Raw genomic sequence first — 19181 nt, 5'->3', positions numbered from 1 at the left:
AGCCGCCCTATTCAGCCGGCTAACTTTCCCTGACCTTCAATGACTATGGCCGGCTTTCGCGCCGGCTGCCGGACGATCATCGATTCCTCTTCGGCGTCCTGCGGCGCGCCCCAGAACTCGGCGAGCGTCGGGCCGTCCGTGGCGCGGCGATCGTGGATCAGGAAACTCCAGACCTCGCGGAACCAGACGCGGCGGCCCATCTTCGTGTACCAGCGCATCGAATGACGCTGCTCGGGATCGGGGTGGAAGAGGATGCGCGCCAGCGCCTTCGGCCGCGACTGCACCGCGACCTCGATCAGCTTGACGGCGAAGAACAGCATCCACGGCTTCAGCCGGGTCATATGCAGAACCTGGTGCTTGTAATCCCAGAGGCGCACGTCCTTCTGGATCACCTTGCGGTCGCGCGCGATGCGGAAGAACGGCGTCCAGCGATGCGGCGTGACATAGAGCGCCTGGATCTGGTCGGGATCATAAGCGATGAGCTGGCGGAAGCCGCGCCAGAGGTCGCGCAAGGTCTCGTCCTCGAAGCCGGCGACCCAGGTCGCCATCGACAATATGCCGTGCCGGCGGAGCAGCCGGATCGCCTCGCGATCCGACTTGGTGCTGCCGCCCTTGCGGATCAGCGACAGGGTTTGCTCGTCGGTGTTTTCCATGCCGAGCAGCCAGCGGATAACACCGGCCTTGCGGTAGAGGTGCAGGATATCGGCATCGCGCACGATGTCGTCGGCGCGGGTCGAGCCGACGATCAGCACCGGCACGTTCTCGGCGATCATGGCGTCGAGAAAGGCGCGCCAGGCCTTCTTCGAGGAGGTCGGGTTCTCGTCTGCCAGGTTGATCAGCTCGACGCCGTGCTCGCGATGGAGCCAGGCGATCTCCTTGGCGAATTTGACAGGGTCGCGATGGCGCCAGCGGGTCCAGAAGCCGCGCTGGCCGCAATAATTGCACAGATGCGGGCAGCCGCGCGAGAACTGCATGACCACCGCCCGCTTGCCGCCCCAATAGGAGTAGCGGCGATGATCGATCAGCTCCCAGCCGACGCGATAAGCGTCGAGATCGGCAATCGTCATGGCCGCCTGCGTCGCGACAGGACGGCCGAGATCGTCGCGATAGGCGATGCCGGCGACACTTCCCACCGGCTGGCGCATCTCGATCGCCTCGACCAGCGCCGTCGCGGTCGCCTCGCCCTCGCCGCGCACGATGAAGTCAAAGACGTCGGTCGCGGCGAGAATGTCGCGCCAGTGATAGGTCGGGAAGACGCCGCCATAGATGACGGTGACGCCCGACGCGCGCGCCTTGATCATTTCGGCGATGCTCAAGGCCGTCGGATGCGCCGAGGTCGAGCCGGAATGGCCGATCAGCACGAAGTCCGGATCACCGCTCAGGGCCTCGTCGACCAGCGTGCCAAGCGGCATCGGCCCGAACTCGGCATCGACCAGGCGCACCTGATGGCCGGAATCGATCAGCGGCCCGCCGATCGCCAAAAGCCCGAGCGGCGGCAGATGGTCGTCGGGCACGCGGCTGCCGATTGCGGTGTGCGGCGGATTGATCAGCACGATGTTCATGGCGGACCTCCATATTGGGTCCGCTTGTGCTAGAGGCCGATGCCGAAGCCGCCTTGGCGCGGTTCAGCAGTTTCCACGCAGCTTTTCGCCAGATTTGACCGGATCAGCGCCGCAGATGGCTGAGCGGCACATGACCGGGGCCCTTGATGTTCTGCAGCACGAGTTGCGTATGAACGTCGCGCACGCCGGGCAGCCGCATCAGCCGGTGCATGACGAAGGCGTTCAGATCGTCGACCGACGGCACCATGACATGCAGCAGGAAATCGTGGTCGCCGGTCATCGTCCAGCAGGACGAGACCTCGTCCATGCGCTGGACGGCGGCTATAAAACTTTCAGGTGAGCCATCGCTGTGGCTGACCAACCGCACCTGGATGAACACCTCGACGGTGAGGCCTACGGCGCGGCGGCTGAGCACGGCGGCAAAGCCCTTGATGATGCCGGTTTCCTGCAAGGCTTCGAAGCGGCGCGCGCAAGGGGTGGTCGACAGGCCGATCTCCTGCGCCAGCTCCGAGACAGGCTTGCGGCCGTCGCGCTGGAGGATGTCGAGCATCTTGATCTCGAAATCGTCGAACTGAGGCATGTCTTCCTGATCTCGCGTTGATTGGAGTGCTTTTACCTCAAAATTCGCCACCGAGCTACAAACAAGGCTGATTTGCCTCAGCGATCGCTCCTACACTCTTCTTCACGATCCGCGGATCACGATCTTGAGGAGGATATGATGACGATCAGCGTTGCCGATTACGCCGCCGAATGCGCGGCGCAGGGCCTTCGCGGCGACTATTCGGTGTGCCGCAGCGATTTCACCGTGGCGCAGGGCTACGACTATTCCGCCGAGGAACAGGCGGTGTGGCGCACGCTGTGCGACCGTCAGACGAAGCTGACCAAGAAGCTCGCGCACCATTCCTATCTGGATGGCGTCGCCGCGCTCGGCCTGCTCGACCGGATTCCGGATTTCGACGAGGTCAGCGAGAAGCTCACCAGCCTGACCGGCTGGAAGATCGTCGCGGTGCCCGGCCTGATCCCGGCCGGCCCGTTCTTCGACCATCTCGCCAACCGGCGCTTCCCGGTCACCAACTGGCTGCGGAAGGAAAAGGAGCTCGACTACATCGTCGAGCCGGACATGTTCCACGATTTCTTCGGCCATGTGCCGATCCTGACCCAGCCGGTGTTCGCTGATTTCATGCAGATGTATGGCCAGAAGGCCGAGGACGTGATCGCGCTCGGCGGCGACGAGATGATCACGAGGCTCTACTGGTACAGCGCCGAATACGGCCTCATCCAGGAGGCCGGGCAGCCGTTGAAGGCCTTCGGCGCCGGGCTGATGTCGTCCTTCACCGAACTGCAATTCGCGGTCGAGAGCAAGGATGCCCATCATGTGCCGTTCGACCTCGAGACGGTGATGCGCACCGGCTACGAGATCGACAAGTTCCAGCGCGCCTATTTCGTGCTGCCGTCCTTTGATGCGCTGCGCGATGCTTTCGCCAAGGGCGACCTCGCCGGCATCGTGGCGCGGTTCAAGGGCCAGCCGGCGCTGGACCCGACGACGGTCTGAGGTCGGTTTTCGCCCAACCGACATTCAGGGCGGTTCAGCTGCCGACAGGCGGCTGAGCCGCCTCTCGCTTTTTGCCGATCAAGCCTTTTCGGGCTCCGCCTTGATCCTTGCCAACTGCTCGTTCTGCAGGTCGAGCGCAGCGTTGACGAAGCGCAGCACTGTCGCGAGCTCGGCATCGCCGAAGCTCGCCACCACCTTCTCGCCCTCGCGCGCGATCGTGCCGTAATAGCGCGCCGACAGCTCCTTGGTCAGTTCGGTCGCCTCGATCACCACCTTGCGCCTGTCCTGAAGGCTGCGGGTCCGGGTGACGTAGCCGCGCGCCTCCAGGCGGTCGATCAGCGCCGTCACCGCCGCCGGCGTCAGTCCCGTTGCCGCCGCCACGGCGCCCGCCGATTGCGGCCCGGCATGAAGCAGGCCTAGGCAATGCCGCTCGGCCGCGATCAGCCCCAGCCGCGCGCCCACCGCTTCGTCATAGGCCTGAACGGCGTCCTGCCAGCGCATGACGGCGAGGCCGACGGCCCGGGTCATTTCATCGCGTTTCCTGCTTGACGAATTTATTTCGATCATCTAATTATTAATCTGTCTAACACTCAGACTATCGTATCAATATGCGATGGCACTTTTGCAGGGCAAGGGCAAAGTCGCCGACAAGGAGCAAACAATGAGCTTGATTCAACAGCGCACTCCTCTCTCGAACGAGGAGGAATACAAATACGCCAAGCTGGCGATGGAATGGTATGGCTGGGGCTCGCCCATCGGCCTTGGCATTCTGCTGGTGGCGCTTGCCGCCGCGGCCGTGCTGGTGCGCGTGGCCGTTTACGGACTGTAGGCGAGCTCGCAATTCTCCAAAAGGCGCGCCAGGGCGGCGCCGGTTGCCATTCCAGGCGCCGGCGCCGCCGGCGTTTTGAGATCAGACGGCAATCACCTTGCCGAGATGCTCGCCCAGCCGGCAGGCGAGCGCGGTGATGGTGGTGGTGGGGTTGCACTGGCCCGACGTGCAGAACACTGAGGAACCGCCGACATAGAGATTGTCCATGCCATGCACCTTGCAATTGGCGTCGACGACGCTCTTCAGGACATCGGTTCCCATGCGGGTGCCACCCATATGGTGGTGGCCCGCCGTCTCCTCATTGGTCGGGTAGTCGCCGCCATTGCTGATCCACTCGTCGATGCGGACGCGACCGAGATTCTTCCGCGCCATCGTCGCCCCGAACAACTTCAGTCCCTCCAGCAGGGTTCGGCGCTCGAGCGGCGACTTCTTCCAGTGCAGTTCGATGCGCGGCACGCCGGCGTGATCGACGTCGGTCTTCGACAGCTCGACCCGGTTCGAGGCGAGCGGCGCCTGCTCCCAGGCGACATAGAGCTGTGCGGCGCAACGCAGCCTCTGATCCAGTTGGGACGACATCCACTCCGCCATGTTGGGCGCGGTGCAGGCGAGGTCGGCGATCAGCTTCTTGACATTGGGATAGGGGCTCTCGATCAGGCGGATGCCGAAATTCATGATCTGCAGCCGTTCCATTGCGGCAAGCGTCGGCGAGAAGAAGGCTTCGTTCGAGGCGTCGACCTCGAACTCCGAGTAATTGGCGAGAATGGCGTTGCCGCCCTGGAAGGTTGGGTGCTCCATCCAGTAGCGGCCGAGCGCCGCCGCGTTCGGCACCACGCCGCCGTTCGAACGTTCATTCGACCACAACAGCAGCCGCGAGTTCTCCAGCCCGCCGGTGCAAATGACGAAATAGTCCGCGCTGAAGGTGCCGGCATCCTGCCCGTTCGACCAGAGCTTCGCGCCGGTGACGCGCTTACCGTCGCCGGTAAGCTCGGTCGCGTAGGTGTTGAGCACGACAGCGATGTTCCTGCTCTTGTCGAGCTCGTCTGCGAATTTCTCGCCGAAGCGCACCGCGGGGCTCTTGATCAATTGAACCCAGCGGATGTCGTCCGAAACCGGGACGTCCGGACGGAACGCCGGAAGCTCGAGGATGTCATGGACTTCGCCAAGATAGGGCTCGATGTCGGCGCGGCTGATCGGCCAGCCGGTGTCCGGCACCCAGGCCTTCGGCTCGAAATCCTGTTTGTCGAGCACGCGGCACCAGCCGGCCCAATGGTTGGACGAGCCGCCCATGAACCGCAGCCTGGTGATGTCGAGGTCGAAGTAGAAATCGCCGACCGTCTTGCCACGGTAGAAATCCTGCGAGTCGTCGCTGAATTCGCGCGAGCCCGCCTCGAGCACGACGACCGGAATGCCGGCGGCGCCAAGCTTCCTGGCGATCGTCGTGCCGGCCGGACCGGAGCCGAGGATGCAGACCTTGGGTTTGAAGCCGGCCTGGTTATAGGCTTCGCAACTGTCGAAGATCATGCGAGATCGCTCCGCCGCAGGATCCAGCCATTGATCTCGACGATCTCATCGGGATCGATCTCGTCAGGGTCAGCAAGGGCCGGCCGGATGCGGAATAGCGACAGCGTGGGCAACGCGATCAGTGCCTGCACGATCGCGCGGCGCGACATTTTGCTTATGAACCTGCTCATGACACGCCTCTCGATAGGATCCACGCATGCCGTTCCTGAACGGCACACATGCCGCCGAGAAAGCCAAATCCGTGCCAAACCCAAGTGAAAACGGCGTTACACCGGCAAGTTCAGCGCGGTTGAATACGGACATGGTTAGGGCTTTCCTAACGCCCGCGGCGAGGCTTCATGCCGCTTCAGGAAGCTCGCGGCCGAGGATCGAAAGATTGCGGCCGCGGTTCTTGGCCTCGTAAAGCCTGCGATCGGCGGCACGCATCAAATCGGAAACCGTCGCGCTCTCGCCGCAGCTTATGCCGCCGATCGAGACGGTGAGCGGCACGGTGCGCTCGTCGACGGGGCGGAAACGGATAAGCTCGACCTCGCGGCGGATGCGTTCGGCGACATGCTTGGCTTCCGGTTCGCTGGCGCCGACCAGGAAGGCCGCGAATTCCTCGCCGCCGATGCGGCCCAGAATGTCACCGCTGCGGACACCGCGCTCGATGGCGCCGGCGATCAGGAGCAGCGCTTCGTCTCCCGTCAAATGACCGTAGCTGTCGTTGATCCTCTTGAAGTGATCGGCGTCGATGATGAGCAGCGCGCCGCGATCGCTCTTGCGCCGCGACCCGTCGAGCGCGGCAAAAAAGGTTTCGCGGTTGAGCATGCCGGTCATGTCGTCGCGGCTCGCCTTTTCCGACAGGCGCCGGTGCGCCGCAGCGAGCTGCGCGTGGGCCCGGGCAAGCTCGCGATGGGCATTCTGCAACCGGTCGCTCTGCCAGAAGCTGCCGGCGCTGGCGGCCCAGGCGAGCATGAGCGGGCAGACCGTCGACGCCAGCCAGACGGTACGGCTCATCGGAAAGCCCATTGCCGGAACCACGATCAACGTCAACGACAGCGAGACGGCGACCGAGGCGAATGCCACGGCAGCGGCCTTCAGAAATATGCGACTCATCATTTGCTCCCAACGGAGAGCTTCTGTGCCAGCAAGCGTTAAAGGCGACCTTTCCGAGACTTTTAAAATTTGAAGCGAGACGCCATTTTCACCCTTCGTGACGCGCATAAGTTGTGGATAAAATCAGCCCCGGCGTGCCATAAGAAATCCATGACAACGACACCCGATCCCGCCCGCTTCGCCCATGTCACGGACTGGGTGTTCGACCTGGACAACACGCTCTATCCGCATCACTCGAACCTGTTCGCGCAGATCGACGTGAAGATGACCGCCTATGTCGGCGAGCTGCTGACGCTTTCGCGCGACGAGGCGCGCAAGCTGCAGAAGGAGCTCTACCTGGAATACGGCACGACGCTGAACGGGCTGATGAAGCGGCACGGCATCAATCCCGACGATTTCCTTGAGAAGGTGCACGACATCGACTATTCGCGTCTGGTACCGGATCCGGTGCTGGGCGCGGCGATCCGCCAGCTTCCCGGGCGCAAATTCATCTTCACCAATGGTGACCGCAGGCATGCCGAGCGCACCGCGCGCCAGCTCGGCATATTGGAACATTTCGACGACATCTTCGACATCGTCGCGGCAGGGCTGAACCCCAAGCCGGAGCGCCAGACCTATGAGCGTTTTGCCGAATTGCACGCCGTGACCGGGCACAATGCGGTGATGTTCGAGGATCTAGCGCGCAATCTGGCCGTGCCGAAAATGCTCGGCATGACGACCGTGCTGGTGGTCCCGCGCAATTTCGAGCCGACCTTCTCGGAGATCTGGGAACGCGACCCGGCAAACGAGGATGACGTCGATTTCGTCACCGACGATCTCGCCGGCTTCCTGACCGCGATCGTCGACGTGCCGGCCTGACCAACTCCAGATTGACGCGGGCCGTCGCCGAAGGCGTGGCAATCGCCCTAAAGTTTGTAGAAGCGGCGGATGATGTCCCAGGCCTCGTCGGCGGTTTCGACGAAATCGATGATGTCCTGATCCCCGGGCGAGATCGTGCCCTGCTCGGCAAGGAAATCGAGATCGATCGCCCTTTGCCAGAACGCCTTGCCGAACAGGATGACCGGCACGCGCTCCATGCGTCCCGTCTGGATGAGCGTCAGCGTCTCGAAGAACTCGTCCATCGTGCCGAAGCCGCCCGGGAACACGGCGACCGCCTTGGCGCGCATCACGAAATGCATCTTGCGGATGGCGAAGTAGTGGAAGTTGAAACAGAGCTCCGGCGTGACATAGGCGTTTGGCGCTTGCTCGTGCGGGAGCACGATGTTCAGGCCGATCGACGGCGCGCCGACATCGTCGGCGCCGCGGTTGCCGGCCTCCATGACGCCCGGTCCGCCGCCGGTGACGACGACATATTCCCGATAATAGGAGGTGGCCGACTGCCGCGAGCACAGACGGGCGAATTTGCGCGCTTCCTCGTAATATTTGCTGTTCGCCTCGAGGTTCTTCTTCTGCGTCTCGTTCTTGGCCGCCCAGGCTTCGCCGCCCGGTTCCGGCAGCCGGGCGCCGCCGAACAGGATGACGGTCGAGCGGATGCCGCGTTCGGCCAGGATCATCTCCGGCTTAAGCAGCTCGAGCTGCAGCCGCACGGCGCGCAATTCGCGCCGCGTCATGAATTCAGGATCGTTCCAGGCCAGCCGGTAGGTTTCGGCACGTGTCTGCGGGGTATCCGGCACGCTTTTCGAGCGCTCCAGGTCCTCGTCCGAATGCGGCAGCGGCGTCCACCCTGACTTTTCCATGGGAGTCATCGAATCCACCCGTCCAATTCCTTCACTTGCGCCGTCCCGTGACGCTGCCGCGATTGACCCCCATTCAGCCTTAACATAGGGTCCGCGCGACTTTTAAACAGGTTAAGGCTGAGCGCCTTAACAGCTTGGTAATGGAGCGAAATCATGTCGAAGCCCGATCTGGCGAGCCTCGAAAAGATCATCGAAAAGGCCTTCGAGGAGCGCGACACGATTTCGACCGCAACGCGCGGCGAGACGCGCGACGCCATCCAGTCGGCACTCGACCTGCTCGACCGCGGCGTCGCCCGCGTCGCCGAGCGGCAGGATGACGGCAAGTGGCGCGTCAACCAGTGGCTGAAGAAGGCGGTGCTGCTCTCCTTCCGGCTGAATCCGATGGAGATCATCAACGGCGGCCCGGGCCAGGCGGTGTGGTGGGACAAGGTGCCGTCCAAGTTCGACGGCTGGAGCGCCGTCGACTTCGAAAAGGCCGGCTTCCGCGCCGTGCCGTCCTCGATCGTGCGCCGCTCGGCCTATGTCGCGCCGGGTGCCGTGCTGATGCCGTCCTTCGTCAATGTCGGCGCCTATGTCGATTCGGGCACCATGGTCGACACCTGGGCCTCGGTCGGCTCCTGCGCCCAGATCGGCAAGAACGTGCACCTTTCCGGCGGCGTCGGCATCGGCGGCGTACTGGAGCCGATGCAGGCCGGTCCGACCATCATCGAGGACAATTGCTTCATTGGCGCGCGCTCGGAAGTGGTCGAGGGCTGCATCGTGCGCGAAGGCTCCGTGCTCGGCATGGGCGTGTTCATCGGCCAGTCGACCAAGATCGTCGATCGCGCCACCGGCGAAGTCTTTTACGGAGAGGTGCCGGCGAATTCGGTCGTCGTCGCCGGATCGCTGCCGGGCAAGCCGCTGCCCAATGGCGAACCGGGTCCGAGCCTCTACTGCGCCGTGATCGTCAAGCGCGTCGACGCCAAGACCCGCTCCAAGACCTCGATCAACGAATTGCTGCGCGATTGATCCTGCCTAAAGCGCGCCGCGATCTTTCAGATTCGCTCCCTGCGCTTTAGGTTTTTGATCTTGCGCATGTCTTTGTCCCGAAACCGGTTCCCACTTTCGGGAGACATGCTTTGACGGAGCGGACGCGATTGTCGGAAAGGTCGCAATTCCTCTGGGTGTTCTTCAGCCTTTCGGGGCGGCTGAGCCCGGTCGCCTATGCGCTGGCCGGGGTCTTGCTGGTGCTTGTCCAGTTTTTCCCCTTCTACCAGTTCGCGCGGGTTGAGCTGAACACCGCGGCCAGCCAGAACTGGGCCATGATCTGCTGGGGGGTGCTGCTGATCTCGGCCTGGGCCACCTTCGCTGTGACGGCAAAGCGCTTCCACGACTTCGGCAAGCCAACCTATTTTGCGCTGATTTCGCTCATCATCGGGCCCATCCTGCTCATCATCCTCTCCTGTTTCCGCAGCGATCCCGGACCGAACCGCTACGGCAGGCGAACGAACGCGCCGGGCGATAGCTGAGACGGCCATGCGCTACCGCACGCTCGATCCGGCGCGGATCATCGAGACGGCCCAAAGGCTGGAGGAGCGCATCGCCGAGCGTTTTCCGGAAAGGGGCCTGCGCGCCATTGCCGGCGAACTGGTGCCGCTGTCGCGGGATCTCGCCAAGGCCGCCAAGGAACTGGAAGCGCCGATCTGGTGGCTGCGCGGCGTCATCGTCGCGGCCTTCATCGCCGGCGTGGCGATGTTCCTGTTCGTCGGTACCATCCTGCCGCTCGACCGCATTTCGGGCGCCGACGATGCTGTGCAGTCGGTGCAAGGCATCGAGGCGACGATCAATACGGTCATCCTGGCGGTGCTTGGGCTATTGGCGCTGATCCGCACCGAGGAGCGGATCAAGCGCAAGCAGGTTTTCCGGAAGCTGCACGGGCTACGCTCGCTGATCCATGTCATCGACATGCATCAATTGACCAAGGATCCGGCGACCTTGTCGGCCGACTTCAAGCCGACCTCGCACTCGCCCGCCCGCATCACCAATGCGGCCGACCTGGCGCGCTATCTCGACTATTGCTCGGAAATGCTGTCGATCACCGGCAAGATCGCGGCGCTGTTCGCGCAGTCGGTCAATGACGACGTCGTCGTCAATGCCGTCAATGACATCGAGAACCTGAGCTCCAACCTGTCGCGCAAGATCTGGCAGAAGATCACGCTGATCCAGGACCGCCGATAGCTCCACGACAAGGACTTTGAAAGGTTGCCGTTGTTTTGGTGCAAGATTTTCCGTCCATATCTGTGAAATCAGCGCAAACGCCGGGGATTGGCTGAAGCCGCCCCCGAACCTCGTCATTCTAGGGTCTTCGCGACGGAGCTTCGCTCCTGCTCCGCCCTAGCATGACGATCGCGATGGGCGTTTCGGCCAATCTCCAAGGCATGCCGCCTGCCAACGCAAACAGGGCCGACCGGTCAAGACTTCCGTGCCAGGGAACTGATAATCTCATCCGGCATCAGCCCCGGCGGACCGCGCTTTTCCGCTTCCGCCTGACGCACCAGCGCGGCGACGCGTTCGTTGGCCGGCGTCGGAGTGCCGGTTTGCCTGGCCAGGCGAATGACGGCGCCCTGCAATTCGTCGATCTCAGTCGGGCGGCCGCGTTTCAGATCGTCCCACATCGACGAGCGCGCCCGAGGGTCGATCGCCAGCATGCGGCGGGCCAGGAGCCCGAACAGCCAGTCAGGCAGCCGCAGCACTTTCGGCAGCAGCGCCGGCGGCAGGCCAATGATGCGCGCCGGCGCGATGCCGGCGGCTCGCATCGCGGCGAGCGCCTCATCGATCTCAGCGGCGAGGATGACGCGCCAGCTTCGATCAGCCAATTGCCTTGCCAGCGGCAGGCCGGAGAGCGCCACCAGCGCATTGTTGAGGTTCATCAGCAATTTGCCCCACTGCACCGCCTTCATGTCGGCGCGCGCTTCGACGGCAAGCCCATCGACATCGAGCAGATCGGCGAGACCGTCGACGCCGGTATCGATCATCACCTCGCCCTGGCTGGCGCGATGCGCACGCAACGGCGCCTCGCCATCGGGCGAGAGGACGACATTGAACGTCACCATGCCGGCCAGCACTCGCCGTCCCGCGAGCGCGGCGCGCAGCCTGTCGGCATTGTCGACGCCGTTCTGCAGGCTGACCACCACGGCATCCGGGCGCCCGTGGGCGTCGATCAGCCTGGCCATCTCCCCGGTCGCGCCGCTCTTCACCGTCACCAGGATGACGTCCGCGCCACACAGTGCCGCCGCCGGATCGTCGGTGGCAGAGATCGCCTGCGGCTCGACGCGGCGATTGCGGCCGTCGAGATCGCTGACACCCAGCCCGCTTTCGCGCATGGCCTCGACGATGCTGCCGCGGCCGAGGAAAGCCACTTCGCGCCCGGCGAGCGCCAGGCAGCCGCCGACATAGCAGCCGATGCTGCCGGCGCCGGCTATCGCGATGGTTCTTGCTTCACTGGCCATGTATTCGTCCTCGCCTGGTCCGCGACTTGCCATGATGCAGGCCGTCCTACCGGAACGGCCGCGCACTTCTGGGCGACATGCATTTATAGGCGATGACAACCATATTGTCGGCGGCATGACCGGCGATCATCTGGCATCGTGACACGACAGACGCTTTCGACTATCGCTTTGCCCATGACATTGCCGACCGACCCTGCCGCCAACCTTGCCGCGCTGATCCGTTGTCCTTCCGTGACGCCCGCCGAAGGCGGCGCGCTTGCCGCGCTGGAAGGTATGCTGAAACCGCTCGGCTTCTCGGTCGAACGTCCAGTCTTCTCGGAAGTCGGCACGCCGGACATCGAAAATCTCTATGCGCGGCGCTCGGGCAACGGCCCGCATCTGATGTTTGCCGGCCATACCGATGTCGTGCCGGTGGGTGACGAGGCGGCCTGGACGCACTTGCCTTTCGCCGCCGAAATCGCCAATGGCGAGATGTATGGAAGGGGCGCCGTCGACATGAAGGGCGGCATCGCCTGCTTCGTCGCCGCGGTGGCGCGCCATGTCGCCAAGAATGGCGGCCCGAAAGGCTCGGTGTCGCTGCTCATCACGGGCGACGAGGAGGGACCGGCCATCAACGGCACCACCAAGCTGCTCGACTGGGCGGCGGCCAAGGGCGAGAAGTGGGATGGCTCGATCGTCGGCGAGCCGACCAATCCGGACACGCTCGGCGATATGATCAAGATCGGCCGGCGCGGCTCGCTGTCGGGCAGCGTGACCGTGAATGGGCGCCAGGGCCATGTCGCCTATCCGCAGCTTGCCGACAACCCGGTTCGCGGGCTGATGAGCCTCGTCGACGCGCTGCTCCATCCGGTGTTCGACAAGGGAACGAAGGATTTCCAGCCGACCAACCTCGAAGTGACGTCGATCGATGTCGGCAACCCGGCGACCAACGTCATCCCGGCCAAGGCGACGGCCATTTTCAACATCCGCTTCAACGACAGCTGGGACGCCGAATCGGTCCAGGCCGAGATCCACAACCGGCTCGACCAGGCAGCGGGCCGCAAGAAATACCGGCCGGGCAAGAAGACGCCGGTCGACTACGAGCTTGTCTGGCGCGACCGGCCGAGCCATGTCTTCCTGACCCGCGACGACAGGCTGATCGATACGCTGAGCGGCTCGGTCAGAGCCGTGGTCGGCAAGACGCCGGCGCTCTCCACCTCCGGCGGCACCTCGGACGCTCGCTTCATCAAGGATTATTGCCCGGTGGTCGAGTTCGGCCTGGTCGGCAAGACCATGCATATGGTGGACGAGCGCGTCGCCCTTGCCGATCTCGAGACGCTGACGCAAATCTACGAACGCTTCATCGAAGACTGGTTCGGACAAGGCCTCGCGTAACCATGTTGTCGGCAGACGAAACCTACGCCTCGCTTGCGGGCGCCTGGCGGCTGATGTTCGGCAAGGCCGACGGGTTGCGCCTGCTCGACCTTTCGGCGGACGGTTTCTGGAATTCCTTCTTCGCCATCGTCGTGGCGGCGCCGGCGCTGATCGTCGGCTGGGTCGGAATCGCCAACGAGATCGGCGACCCGGACGCCTTCGCCGGACGCCTCGGCATGCTGATCCGGCTGGCGACCGTCGATCTCGGCTCCTGGGTGCTGCCGCTGGTGGCGCTGGCGCTGGTCGCGCCGCGTGCCGGCATCGGCGGCCGTTTCGTCCACTATGTCGTCGCGTCCAACTGGACGTCGGCGATCATCGCCTGGCTGATGCTGCCCTCGGCGCTGCTCAGGCTGTTCCTCCCCTCAAGCAGCGAGGGCGCCAGCCTGTTGTCGCTGGTTCTGTTCGCCCTGTCGATGGTGCTCACCTGGCGCATGACCAACACAACCATCGGCAAAGGCCCCGCGGCAGGCACGGCCGTGTTCGTCGGCATGTTCGTTGCCTCGCTGCTCGTCTTGTTCGGCCTGCAGGCGCTGCTCGGCATCGACATACCGGACAGCACGACCGGTTAGGTGTCGATGTCCCTGGTCATGGCGGATTTGCCGGGCGCCTCCGGATAATCGACCCCGACGAGAAACAGCCCATCCGGCGGGGCCACCTGGCCGCAGGCGGCGCGGTCGCGCGCTTCGAGCGCCGCCTTGAGATCGGCGGCGTCCCAGGAGCCGTCACCGACGCGCCTCAGCGAGCCGACCATCGAACGAACCTGGTTGTGCAGGAAGGAGCGCGCCGAACTGCGCACCTCGATAAAGTCGCCATTGCGGCCGACTTCGAGTCGGTCGAGCGTGCGGACGGGGCTCTCGGCCTGGCACTGGGTGGAGCGGAAGGTGGTGAAGTCATGCTTTCCGAGCAGTATTTTGGCCGCCTCATGCATGGCCTCCGCGTCGAGCCGCTTCGGGACCCACCAGACCTTGCCCTTTTCCAGCGCCGCCGGCCCCCGGCGGTTGAGGATGCGATAGAGGTAATGGCGGCCGGTGGCGGAAAAGCGCGCGTCGAAATCGTCCGCGACAATCATCGCCTTGAGGATGGCGACGCGCGCCCCGGCCGCCTGCAGATGGGCATTGACCGCGTCGCGCACCTTGTCGCCCGACCACGCTTTGGCGAGATCGACATGGGCCACCTGGGCGGTGGCATGCACGCCCGCATCGGTGCGGCCGGCGGCCCGTATTCTTACGTCTTCGCCGCAGAACTTCCCGATCGCCTGCTCGATCGCCTGCTGCACCGAAGGCTGGTCGGCCTGATGCTGCCAGCCGGCGAATTGGCTGCCGTCATATTCGATATCGAGCCGAAAACGCGGCATGTTCAGACAATTACCGATGTCTGAGACGAGACCTTGTTTTCTCGGTGGAGCATGATCTTACCCGAAAACCGGTTCCCACTTTTCGGGATCATGCTCTAAGCGGCCAAAGCGGTGAAAGCCGAAGCATAGACCAGTCTGCCGGTCTCGGGCGCGTCGCTCCAGGCCAAAGCCTGCAGCGCTTCGCCCTGATACTCGCTCTCGAAACCAGCAGCACGGGCATGGGTATAACCGAAGCGGCCGTAATAGGTCGGGTCGCCCAGAACCACGGCAAGCGTCTCGCCGGCTTCCTTGAGCCGCACATGCGCCTCGCGGATCAGCGCGCCGCCGATGCCAGTGCCGTGAAAGGAGGGTTCGACCGCCAGCGGCGCCAGCGCGACGGCCGCGAAACGCTTGCCGCCATTCTGCACGTAAAGCCTAGAAAACAGGATATGGCCGACAACCTGGCCGTCTTCTTCGGCAACCAGCTCGACGACGGCGTCGCCGCCGGTGACCAGCGCGTCGACCAGGCCGGCTTCCGCCTGCTGGCCAAAGGCATGCTCTTCGACGAGACGGATCGCCTCGCGATCCCGCGGCGTCGCCGCGCGTATCGACATCATGCTCATGTGAGTTTCATTCCTTTTGCGATCTTGGCTCCGCGCAAGAACTCCTGCGCGGCGGCAGGCCTTCCGCCCGCCCGTTGAACTTCGACCAGTCTGACCGCGCCCGATCCGCAGGCGACCGTCAGCCGGTCATCGAGAATTCCTCCCGACTCGCCGACGCCATCCGAGAGCGTCGAGCGAAGCAGTTTCAGCCGCTCCATGCGGCCGCCAATTTCGACCTCGCACCACGCGCCCGGGAAGGGCGAGAGGCCGCGAATGTGATTGTGGACTTCGCCAGAAGGCCGCGTCCAGTCTACGCGTGTCTCCGATTTATCGATCTTTCGGGCGTAGGTCACCCCTTCCGCCGCCTGCGGGGTAAATGTCAGACAATTTATCCCCAACTGCGCGAGCGCCTCAACCATCAGCGAAGCGCCCTGAGCCATCAGGAGGTCATGCAATTCGCCGGCCGTCATATCGGGTGCGATGGCGCATTTTTCAACCATCGCCACCGGTCCGGTGTCCAGGCCCTCTTCCATCTTCATGACCATCATGCCGGTCCAGGCATCGCCGGCCATGATGGCGCGTTGGATGGGAGCAGCACCACGCCAGCGTGGCAAAAGCGAGGCATGGCCGTTGAGGCAGCCGAGCCTAGGGGCGTCCAAGATGGCTTTCGGCAACAACAGGCCATAAGCGACGACGACCGCGACATCGGCCCGCAAGGCGGCGAAGGCCTGCTGCTCCGCCTCGCTTTTCAGCGATGCCGGCGTGCGCACCTCGAACCCCAGCCGTTCGGCTTCGCGCTGCACCGGGGATGGCGTCAATTCCAGACCGCGCCGGCCCGCGGCGCGCGGCGGCTGGGTGTAGACGGCCGCGATTTCGTGTCCGGCCTCGGCGATGGCGCGCAGCGTCGGCACGGAAAAATCAGGCGTGCCCATGAAGATGACGCGAAGCGACATGAGGTGCTGCGATCCTGTTTTGCGGCAGGCTAGGGTGCTCGCGCGGCCGAAGAGGCCCCTAGCCCACCATCTTGCCCGGCGCCTTGTCCCTGGCGAGCTTCTTGAACTTCCGCACCACCATGTCGCGCTTGAGCTTCGAGATGTGATCGATGAACAGCACGCCGTTCAAATGGTCGATCTCGTGCTGCAGGCAGGTGGCCATCAGGCCTTCCGCCTGCATCTCCTGCAATTTGCCGTCGCGGTCGAGATATTTCACCCGCACGGAAGCCGGTCGCTCGACCTCGGCATAATAGTCCGGGATCGACAGGCAGCCTTCCTCATAGACCGAGCGCTGGTCGGAACTCTCGAGCACTTCCGGATTGATGAAGACATGCGGCTCCGGCGGCTCGCCCTCCTTGGCGAGGTCGATGACCAACAGACGTCGCGGCACGCCGACCTGGATCGCCGCAAGGCCGATGCCCGGCGCGTCATACATGGTCTCCAGCATGTCATCGGCGAGTTTGCGCAAATCGGCGTCGACGCGCTCGACCGGCTTGGAAACCTGGCGCAGGACGGGATCGGGAAGGATGATGAGCGGCTTGATCGACATGGCGTCTCACCTAAGACCTCGCTTGAGAAGCGTCAACCGGGGCAGCTTTGGCTTGTTCACGTTTTGATCTGTGCCAGGCGGCCGAATCGGTTATGCTGCCTCTCATGAACGACATGACCTCGATCCTTTCGCAACCGGTCGCGCGGCTCGGCGCCTCTACGATCACGCTCGGCCACGCGCTCGCTTTCACCCTCGTCCTGTTCGTCGTTCTTTTCGCGGCGCTGGTCATCGCCCTGTGGCGCGCGGCCAAGGCGCGCGCGGTTGCCGCAGCGGAAGCCGCCGACCATGCCCGCGACACGGAGGCGCGCATTGCCGACGTGCTGCAGGCGCAGGCCGAGATGCAGGGCCGCATGGGGGCCATCGCCGAAGTGTTCGGGGCGCGGCAGGCCGAGCTTACCCAGTCGCTTGGACAGCGGCTCGATGCCATGACCGGACGTCTCGGCCAGACCATGGCCGAGCAGACCAAGTCGACACATGAAAGCCTCGCCAAGCTGCAGGAGCGGCTGGCGGTGATCGATACCGCGCAAGGCAACATCCAGTCCTTGGCCGGCCAGGTCGTGCAGCTGCAGGCGATCCTCTCAAACAAACAGACGCGCGGCGCCTTCGGCCAGTCGCGCATGGAGGCGATCGTCGCCGACGGCCTGCCGCACGGCGCCTATGAGTTCCAGGCGAGCCTCTCCAATGGCAGCCGGCCCGACTGCCTGGTGCGGATGCCGAACGGCGCGCCGATGCTCGCCATCGACGCCAAGTTCCCGCTGGAGGCGTGGAACGCCATCCGCGCCGCCGAGGGCGCCGACATGCAGAAGGTTGCGGCGCAGGCATTCCGGCGCGACATCGAGGTGCATATCCGCGATATCGCTGAAAAATACCTGATCCAGGGCGAGACGCAGGATACGGCCTTCATGTTCGTGCCGTCGGAATCGGTGTTCGCCGAGATTCATGAGAATTTCGAAGCGGTGGTGCAGAAGGCGCATCGCGCCCGGGTCGTCATCGTCTCGCCGTCGCTGCTGATGCTGTCGATCCAGGTGATCCAGGCGATCCTCAAGGACGCGCGCATGCGCGAGCAGGCGCATCTGATCCAGGGCGAGGTCATCCGGCTGATGGAGGATGTGGCGCGCGTCGACGAGCGGGTGCGCCGGCTGCAGACGCATTTCGGCCAGGCGGCGCGGGACATAGACGACATCCTGGTCTCGACATCCAAGGTGACCAAACGCGGCCAGAAGATCGAGGCGCTGGAATTCGCCGAAGGCGAAACCGAGGCGCCGCGCGGCGGTCCCGCCAAGGCGGAAGCCGGCGCGCGCGTAGCCGATTCAAAGACCGGTCAGCTCAGGCTGCGGGTCGTCGAAGGCGACGAGTAGCCGGTTAAGCATCCGAAAAGGGTAAGTCTTCGTAGCGCGAAGGTGACGGCTGCGGGCGCCATCATCGCCAACCTTGTCTCCATGACATTTTTTCGTTGGCGCGCCGCGGCCTTTTTTGTGCACCATGGGCGATCCCGTTCTTCGCAAGGCTCTCGCCCATGACCACCCTGCCCGGCATCTTAGACATCCGCGCCGCCGCCGAGCGGCTTTCCGGGCTGATCGTCGAAACGCCGCTGATCGAATCGCCTGAGATCAACAAGCGCCATGGCGGCCGCATCCTGTTCAAGCCCGAGACGCTGCAGCGCACCGGCTCCTTCAAGATCCGCGGCGCCTATAACAAGCTGTCGAGCTTGAGCGAGGAAGAGCGCGGCCGCGGCGTCGTGGCCTTCTCGTCCGGCAACCATGCGCAAGGGGTGGCGGCTTCGGCCGCCATGTTCGGGGTCAAGGCGGTGATCGCCATGCCCGCCGACGCGCCGGCCATGAAAGTCGGCAATGTCCGCAAGATGGGCGCCGAAGTGGTGCCGTTCGACCGCTTCAAGGAGGATCGCATGACGGTCGTTAGCCCCTATATCGAGAAGGGCATGGTGCTGGTGCCGCCCTTCGACGATCCGGCCATCATCGCCGGCCAGGGCACGATCGGCCTGGAGCTGATGTGGCAGGCCAAAGCCCTCGGCGTGGCGCTCGACGCCGTCGTCGTGCCTTGCGGCGGCGGCGGCCTGTCGAGCGGCATCTCCGTCGCCGTCAAGGACGCCTCGCCGAACACTCAGGTCTGGGCGGTCGAGCCTGAGCATTTCGACGACACGCGCCGCTCGCTGGCCAAGGGCGAAAGGGTCGCGAACGAGCCCGGCCACAGCTCGATCTGCGATGCGCTGCTCACCGCCGAGCCGGGCGCCATCACCTTCGAGATCAACCGCCGCAATCTCGCGGGCGCCATCGCCGTCTCCGACAAGGCCGCCGCCCAGGCGATGCGCGACGCCATGGCCCATCTCAAGCTTGTGGTCGAGCCCGGCGGCTGCGTCGCGCTGGCCGCGCTCGCCTCCGGCGAGATCGGCCTCGCCGGCAAATGCGTTGCCGTGGTGCTTTCCGGCGGCAATGTCGATTTCAGCACCTATGCGGAAATCATGGCGGCGGCGTAACCAAGCGCCCT

General features: G+C 64.3%; 22 protein-coding genes. 10 read left to right on the top strand and 12 right to left on the bottom strand.

The genetic code is table 11. From position 1 onward, the window contains the following. Positions 1-11 precede the first annotated feature (11 nt). Together bchE and P9273_RS25810 are read right to left on the bottom strand one after the other, a co-directional pair. Positions 12-1562, bottom strand: coding sequence for a magnesium-protoporphyrin IX monomethyl ester anaerobic oxidative cyclase (gene bchE / locus P9273_RS25815; RefSeq protein WP_278051306.1), 1551 nt, complete (start codon positions 1560-1562; stop codon positions 12-14). Positions 1563-1665: 103 nt separating this feature from the next. Beyond that, entirely contained in the window at positions 1666-2142 is a 477-nt protein-coding gene (locus P9273_RS25810) for an Lrp/AsnC family transcriptional regulator (RefSeq protein WP_040984916.1), read from the bottom strand. A 135-nt stretch (positions 2143-2277) separates the two neighbouring features. On the opposite strand from P9273_RS25810, the gene phhA reads away from it, so the two are divergent. Next, the gene (gene phhA, locus P9273_RS25805) at positions 2278-3114 is read left to right on the top strand and encodes a phenylalanine 4-monooxygenase (RefSeq protein WP_278051305.1); all 837 of its coding nucleotides are present in this window, start codon (positions 2278-2280) and stop codon (positions 3112-3114) included. 78 nt (positions 3115-3192) lie between these two features. Here the strand turns inward: phhA and P9273_RS25800 are convergent, their stop codons facing one another. Then, on the bottom strand, positions 3193-3681 hold the full coding sequence (locus tag P9273_RS25800) for a MarR family winged helix-turn-helix transcriptional regulator (protein WP_278051304.1): 489 nt from the start codon (positions 3679-3681) through the stop codon (positions 3193-3195). A gap of 94 nt (positions 3682-3775) precedes the next feature. Here P9273_RS25800 and P9273_RS25795 point away from each other — a divergent pair, with 94 nt between their 5' ends. Next, entirely contained in the window at positions 3776-3943 is a 168-nt protein-coding gene (locus tag P9273_RS25795; RefSeq protein WP_181170310.1) for a hypothetical protein, read from the top strand. Between the two features lie 81 nt (positions 3944-4024). Here P9273_RS25795 and P9273_RS25790 read toward each other — a convergent pair whose 3' ends face one another. From P9273_RS25790 to P9273_RS25780, 3 genes are all read right to left on the bottom strand, one after another. Next, positions 4025-5464, bottom strand: a complete 1440-nt coding sequence (locus P9273_RS25790; protein WP_278051303.1) for a GMC oxidoreductase — start codon at positions 5462-5464, stop codon at positions 4025-4027. Further along, positions 5461-5634, bottom strand: a complete 174-nt coding sequence (locus tag P9273_RS25785) for a hypothetical protein (protein ID WP_278051302.1) — start codon at positions 5632-5634, stop codon at positions 5461-5463. Before P9273_RS25785 ends, P9273_RS25790 begins: the two co-directional genes overlap by 4 nt. Positions 5635-5800: 166 nt before the next feature. Next, the gene (locus P9273_RS25780; protein WP_278051301.1) at positions 5801-6562 is read right to left on the bottom strand and encodes a GGDEF domain-containing protein; all 762 of its coding nucleotides are present in this window, start codon (positions 6560-6562) and stop codon (positions 5801-5803) included. Between the two features lie 150 nt (positions 6563-6712). On the opposite strand from P9273_RS25780, the gene P9273_RS25775 reads away from it, so the two are divergent. Further along, a complete protein-coding gene (locus P9273_RS25775; RefSeq protein WP_278051300.1) occupies positions 6713-7420 on the top strand; it encodes a pyrimidine 5'-nucleotidase in 708 nt (235 codons plus the stop codon). A gap of 47 nt (positions 7421-7467) precedes the next feature. On the opposite strand, the gene P9273_RS25770 is transcribed toward P9273_RS25775, so the two are convergent. Then, positions 7468-8307: an LOG family protein gene (locus P9273_RS25770; RefSeq protein WP_278051299.1), complete on the bottom strand. Its 840-nt coding sequence runs from the start codon at positions 8305-8307 to the stop codon at positions 7468-7470. 144 nt (positions 8308-8451) lie between these two features. Between P9273_RS25770 and dapD the strand changes: the two genes are divergently transcribed. From dapD to P9273_RS25755, 3 genes are all read left to right on the top strand, one after another. Then, positions 8452-9306, top strand: coding sequence for a 2,3,4,5-tetrahydropyridine-2,6-dicarboxylate N-succinyltransferase (gene dapD / locus P9273_RS25765; protein ID WP_278051298.1), 855 nt, complete (start codon positions 8452-8454; stop codon positions 9304-9306). 110 nt (positions 9307-9416) lie between these two features. Continuing rightward, positions 9417-9806: a DUF805 domain-containing protein gene (locus P9273_RS25760; protein ID WP_082045189.1), complete on the top strand. Its 390-nt coding sequence runs from the start codon at positions 9417-9419 to the stop codon at positions 9804-9806. Positions 9807-9813: 7 nt separating this feature from the next. Continuing rightward, positions 9814-10515, top strand: coding sequence for a hypothetical protein (locus P9273_RS25755; RefSeq protein ID WP_278051297.1), 702 nt, complete (start codon positions 9814-9816; stop codon positions 10513-10515). A 233-nt stretch (positions 10516-10748) separates the two neighbouring features. On the opposite strand, the gene P9273_RS25750 is transcribed toward P9273_RS25755, so the two are convergent. Beyond that, the gene (locus P9273_RS25750; RefSeq protein ID WP_278051296.1) at positions 10749-11786 is read right to left on the bottom strand and encodes a 2-dehydropantoate 2-reductase; all 1038 of its coding nucleotides are present in this window, start codon (positions 11784-11786) and stop codon (positions 10749-10751) included. Positions 11787-11960: 174 nt separating this feature from the next. On the opposite strand from P9273_RS25750, the gene dapE reads away from it, so the two are divergent. Both dapE and P9273_RS25740 read left to right on the top strand, forming a co-directional pair. Beyond that, positions 11961-13160 (top strand): succinyl-diaminopimelate desuccinylase, encoded by a 1200-nt coding sequence (dapE, locus tag P9273_RS25745; RefSeq protein ID WP_278051295.1) that lies wholly within the window; start codon positions 11961-11963, stop codon positions 13158-13160. A 2-nt stretch (positions 13161-13162) separates the two neighbouring features. Next, positions 13163-13768 carry a transporter gene (locus P9273_RS25740; protein ID WP_278051294.1) on the top strand — a complete coding sequence of 202 codons (606 nt, stop codon included), beginning with the start codon at positions 13163-13165 and terminating at the stop codon, positions 13766-13768. Here the strand turns inward: P9273_RS25740 and truA are convergent. The 4 genes from truA to def all read right to left on the bottom strand — a co-directional run bounded on the left by truA (position 13765) and on the right by def (position 16676). After that, positions 13765-14553: a tRNA pseudouridine(38-40) synthase TruA gene (truA, locus tag P9273_RS25735; RefSeq protein WP_278051293.1), complete on the bottom strand. Its 789-nt coding sequence runs from the start codon at positions 14551-14553 to the stop codon at positions 13765-13767. The two genes, P9273_RS25740 and truA, sit on opposite strands and share 4 nt — an antisense overlap. 95 nt (positions 14554-14648) lie before the next feature. Next, the gene (locus P9273_RS25730) at positions 14649-15155 is read right to left on the bottom strand and encodes a GNAT family N-acetyltransferase (protein WP_278051292.1); all 507 of its coding nucleotides are present in this window, start codon (positions 15153-15155) and stop codon (positions 14649-14651) included. Then, a complete protein-coding gene (fmt, locus tag P9273_RS25725) occupies positions 15152-16087 on the bottom strand; it encodes a methionyl-tRNA formyltransferase (RefSeq protein ID WP_278051291.1) in 936 nt (311 codons plus the stop codon). Before fmt ends, P9273_RS25730 begins: the two co-directional genes overlap by 4 nt. 58 nt (positions 16088-16145) lie before the next feature. After that, complete coding sequence (gene def, locus P9273_RS25720) at positions 16146-16676, bottom strand: peptide deformylase (protein ID WP_278051290.1); 531 nt, start codon at positions 16674-16676, stop codon at positions 16146-16148. Between the two features lie 104 nt (positions 16677-16780). Between def and P9273_RS25715 the strand changes: the two genes are divergently transcribed. Beyond that, a complete protein-coding gene (locus P9273_RS25715) occupies positions 16781-18034 on the top strand; it encodes a DNA recombination protein RmuC (protein WP_278051338.1) in 1254 nt (417 codons plus the stop codon). A 158-nt stretch (positions 18035-18192) separates the two neighbouring features. Continuing rightward, positions 18193-19170: a threonine/serine dehydratase gene (locus P9273_RS25710; protein ID WP_278051289.1), complete on the top strand. Its 978-nt coding sequence runs from the start codon at positions 18193-18195 to the stop codon at positions 19168-19170. Positions 19171-19181: the final 11 nt, after the last annotated feature.

This window comes from Mesorhizobium sp. WSM4935 (genome assembly GCF_029625735.1).
Classification (GTDB): domain Bacteria; phylum Pseudomonadota; class Alphaproteobacteria; order Rhizobiales; family Rhizobiaceae; genus Mesorhizobium.
Note: the sequence above shows the minus strand (reverse complement) of the source record. Positions and strands in the feature narration are given on the sequence as shown.

What these genes read in the sequence shown, in the direction of transcription:
- bchE (WP_278051306.1), bottom strand. Translation starts at nt 1,562, where the DNA reads ATGAACATCGTGCTGATCAATCCGCCGCACACCGCAATCGGCAGCCGC.
- P9273_RS25810 (WP_040984916.1), bottom strand. Translation starts at nt 2,142, where the DNA reads ATGCCTCAGTTCGACGATTTCGAGATCAAGATGCTCGACATCCTCCAG.
- phhA (WP_278051305.1), top strand. Translation starts at nt 2,278, where the DNA reads ATGATGACGATCAGCGTTGCCGATTACGCCGCCGAATGCGCGGCGCAG.
- P9273_RS25800 (WP_278051304.1), bottom strand. Translation starts at nt 3,681, where the DNA reads ATGATCGAAATAAATTCGTCAAGCAGGAAACGCGATGAAATGACCCGG.
- P9273_RS25795 (WP_181170310.1), top strand. Translation starts at nt 3,776, where the DNA reads ATGAGCTTGATTCAACAGCGCACTCCTCTCTCGAACGAGGAGGAATAC.
- P9273_RS25790 (WP_278051303.1), bottom strand. Translation starts at nt 5,464, where the DNA reads ATGATCTTCGACAGTTGCGAAGCCTATAACCAGGCCGGCTTCAAACCC.
- P9273_RS25785 (WP_278051302.1), bottom strand. Translation starts at nt 5,634, where the DNA reads ATGAGCAGGTTCATAAGCAAAATGTCGCGCCGCGCGATCGTGCAGGCA.
- P9273_RS25780 (WP_278051301.1), bottom strand. Translation starts at nt 6,562, where the DNA reads ATGAGTCGCATATTTCTGAAGGCCGCTGCCGTGGCATTCGCCTCGGTC.
- P9273_RS25775 (WP_278051300.1), top strand. Translation starts at nt 6,713, where the DNA reads ATGACAACGACACCCGATCCCGCCCGCTTCGCCCATGTCACGGACTGG.
- P9273_RS25770 (WP_278051299.1), bottom strand. Translation starts at nt 8,307, where the DNA reads ATGACTCCCATGGAAAAGTCAGGGTGGACGCCGCTGCCGCATTCGGAC.
- dapD (WP_278051298.1), top strand. Translation starts at nt 8,452, where the DNA reads ATGTCGAAGCCCGATCTGGCGAGCCTCGAAAAGATCATCGAAAAGGCC.
- P9273_RS25755 (WP_278051297.1), top strand. Translation starts at nt 9,814, where the DNA reads ATGCGCTACCGCACGCTCGATCCGGCGCGGATCATCGAGACGGCCCAA.
- P9273_RS25750 (WP_278051296.1), bottom strand. Translation starts at nt 11,786, where the DNA reads ATGGCCAGTGAAGCAAGAACCATCGCGATAGCCGGCGCCGGCAGCATC.
- dapE (WP_278051295.1), top strand. Translation starts at nt 11,961, where the DNA reads ATGACATTGCCGACCGACCCTGCCGCCAACCTTGCCGCGCTGATCCGT.
- P9273_RS25740 (WP_278051294.1), top strand. Translation starts at nt 13,163, where the DNA reads ATGTTGTCGGCAGACGAAACCTACGCCTCGCTTGCGGGCGCCTGGCGG.
- truA (WP_278051293.1), bottom strand. Translation starts at nt 14,553, where the DNA reads ATGCCGCGTTTTCGGCTCGATATCGAATATGACGGCAGCCAATTCGCC.
- P9273_RS25730 (WP_278051292.1), bottom strand. Translation starts at nt 15,155, where the DNA reads ATGAGCATGATGTCGATACGCGCGGCGACGCCGCGGGATCGCGAGGCG.
- fmt (WP_278051291.1), bottom strand. Translation starts at nt 16,087, where the DNA reads ATGTCGCTTCGCGTCATCTTCATGGGCACGCCTGATTTTTCCGTGCCG.
- def (WP_278051290.1), bottom strand. Translation starts at nt 16,676, where the DNA reads ATGTCGATCAAGCCGCTCATCATCCTTCCCGATCCCGTCCTGCGCCAG.
- P9273_RS25715 (WP_278051338.1), top strand. Translation starts at nt 16,781, where the DNA reads ATGAACGACATGACCTCGATCCTTTCGCAACCGGTCGCGCGGCTCGGC.
- P9273_RS25710 (WP_278051289.1), top strand. Translation starts at nt 18,193, where the DNA reads ATGACCACCCTGCCCGGCATCTTAGACATCCGCGCCGCCGCCGAGCGG.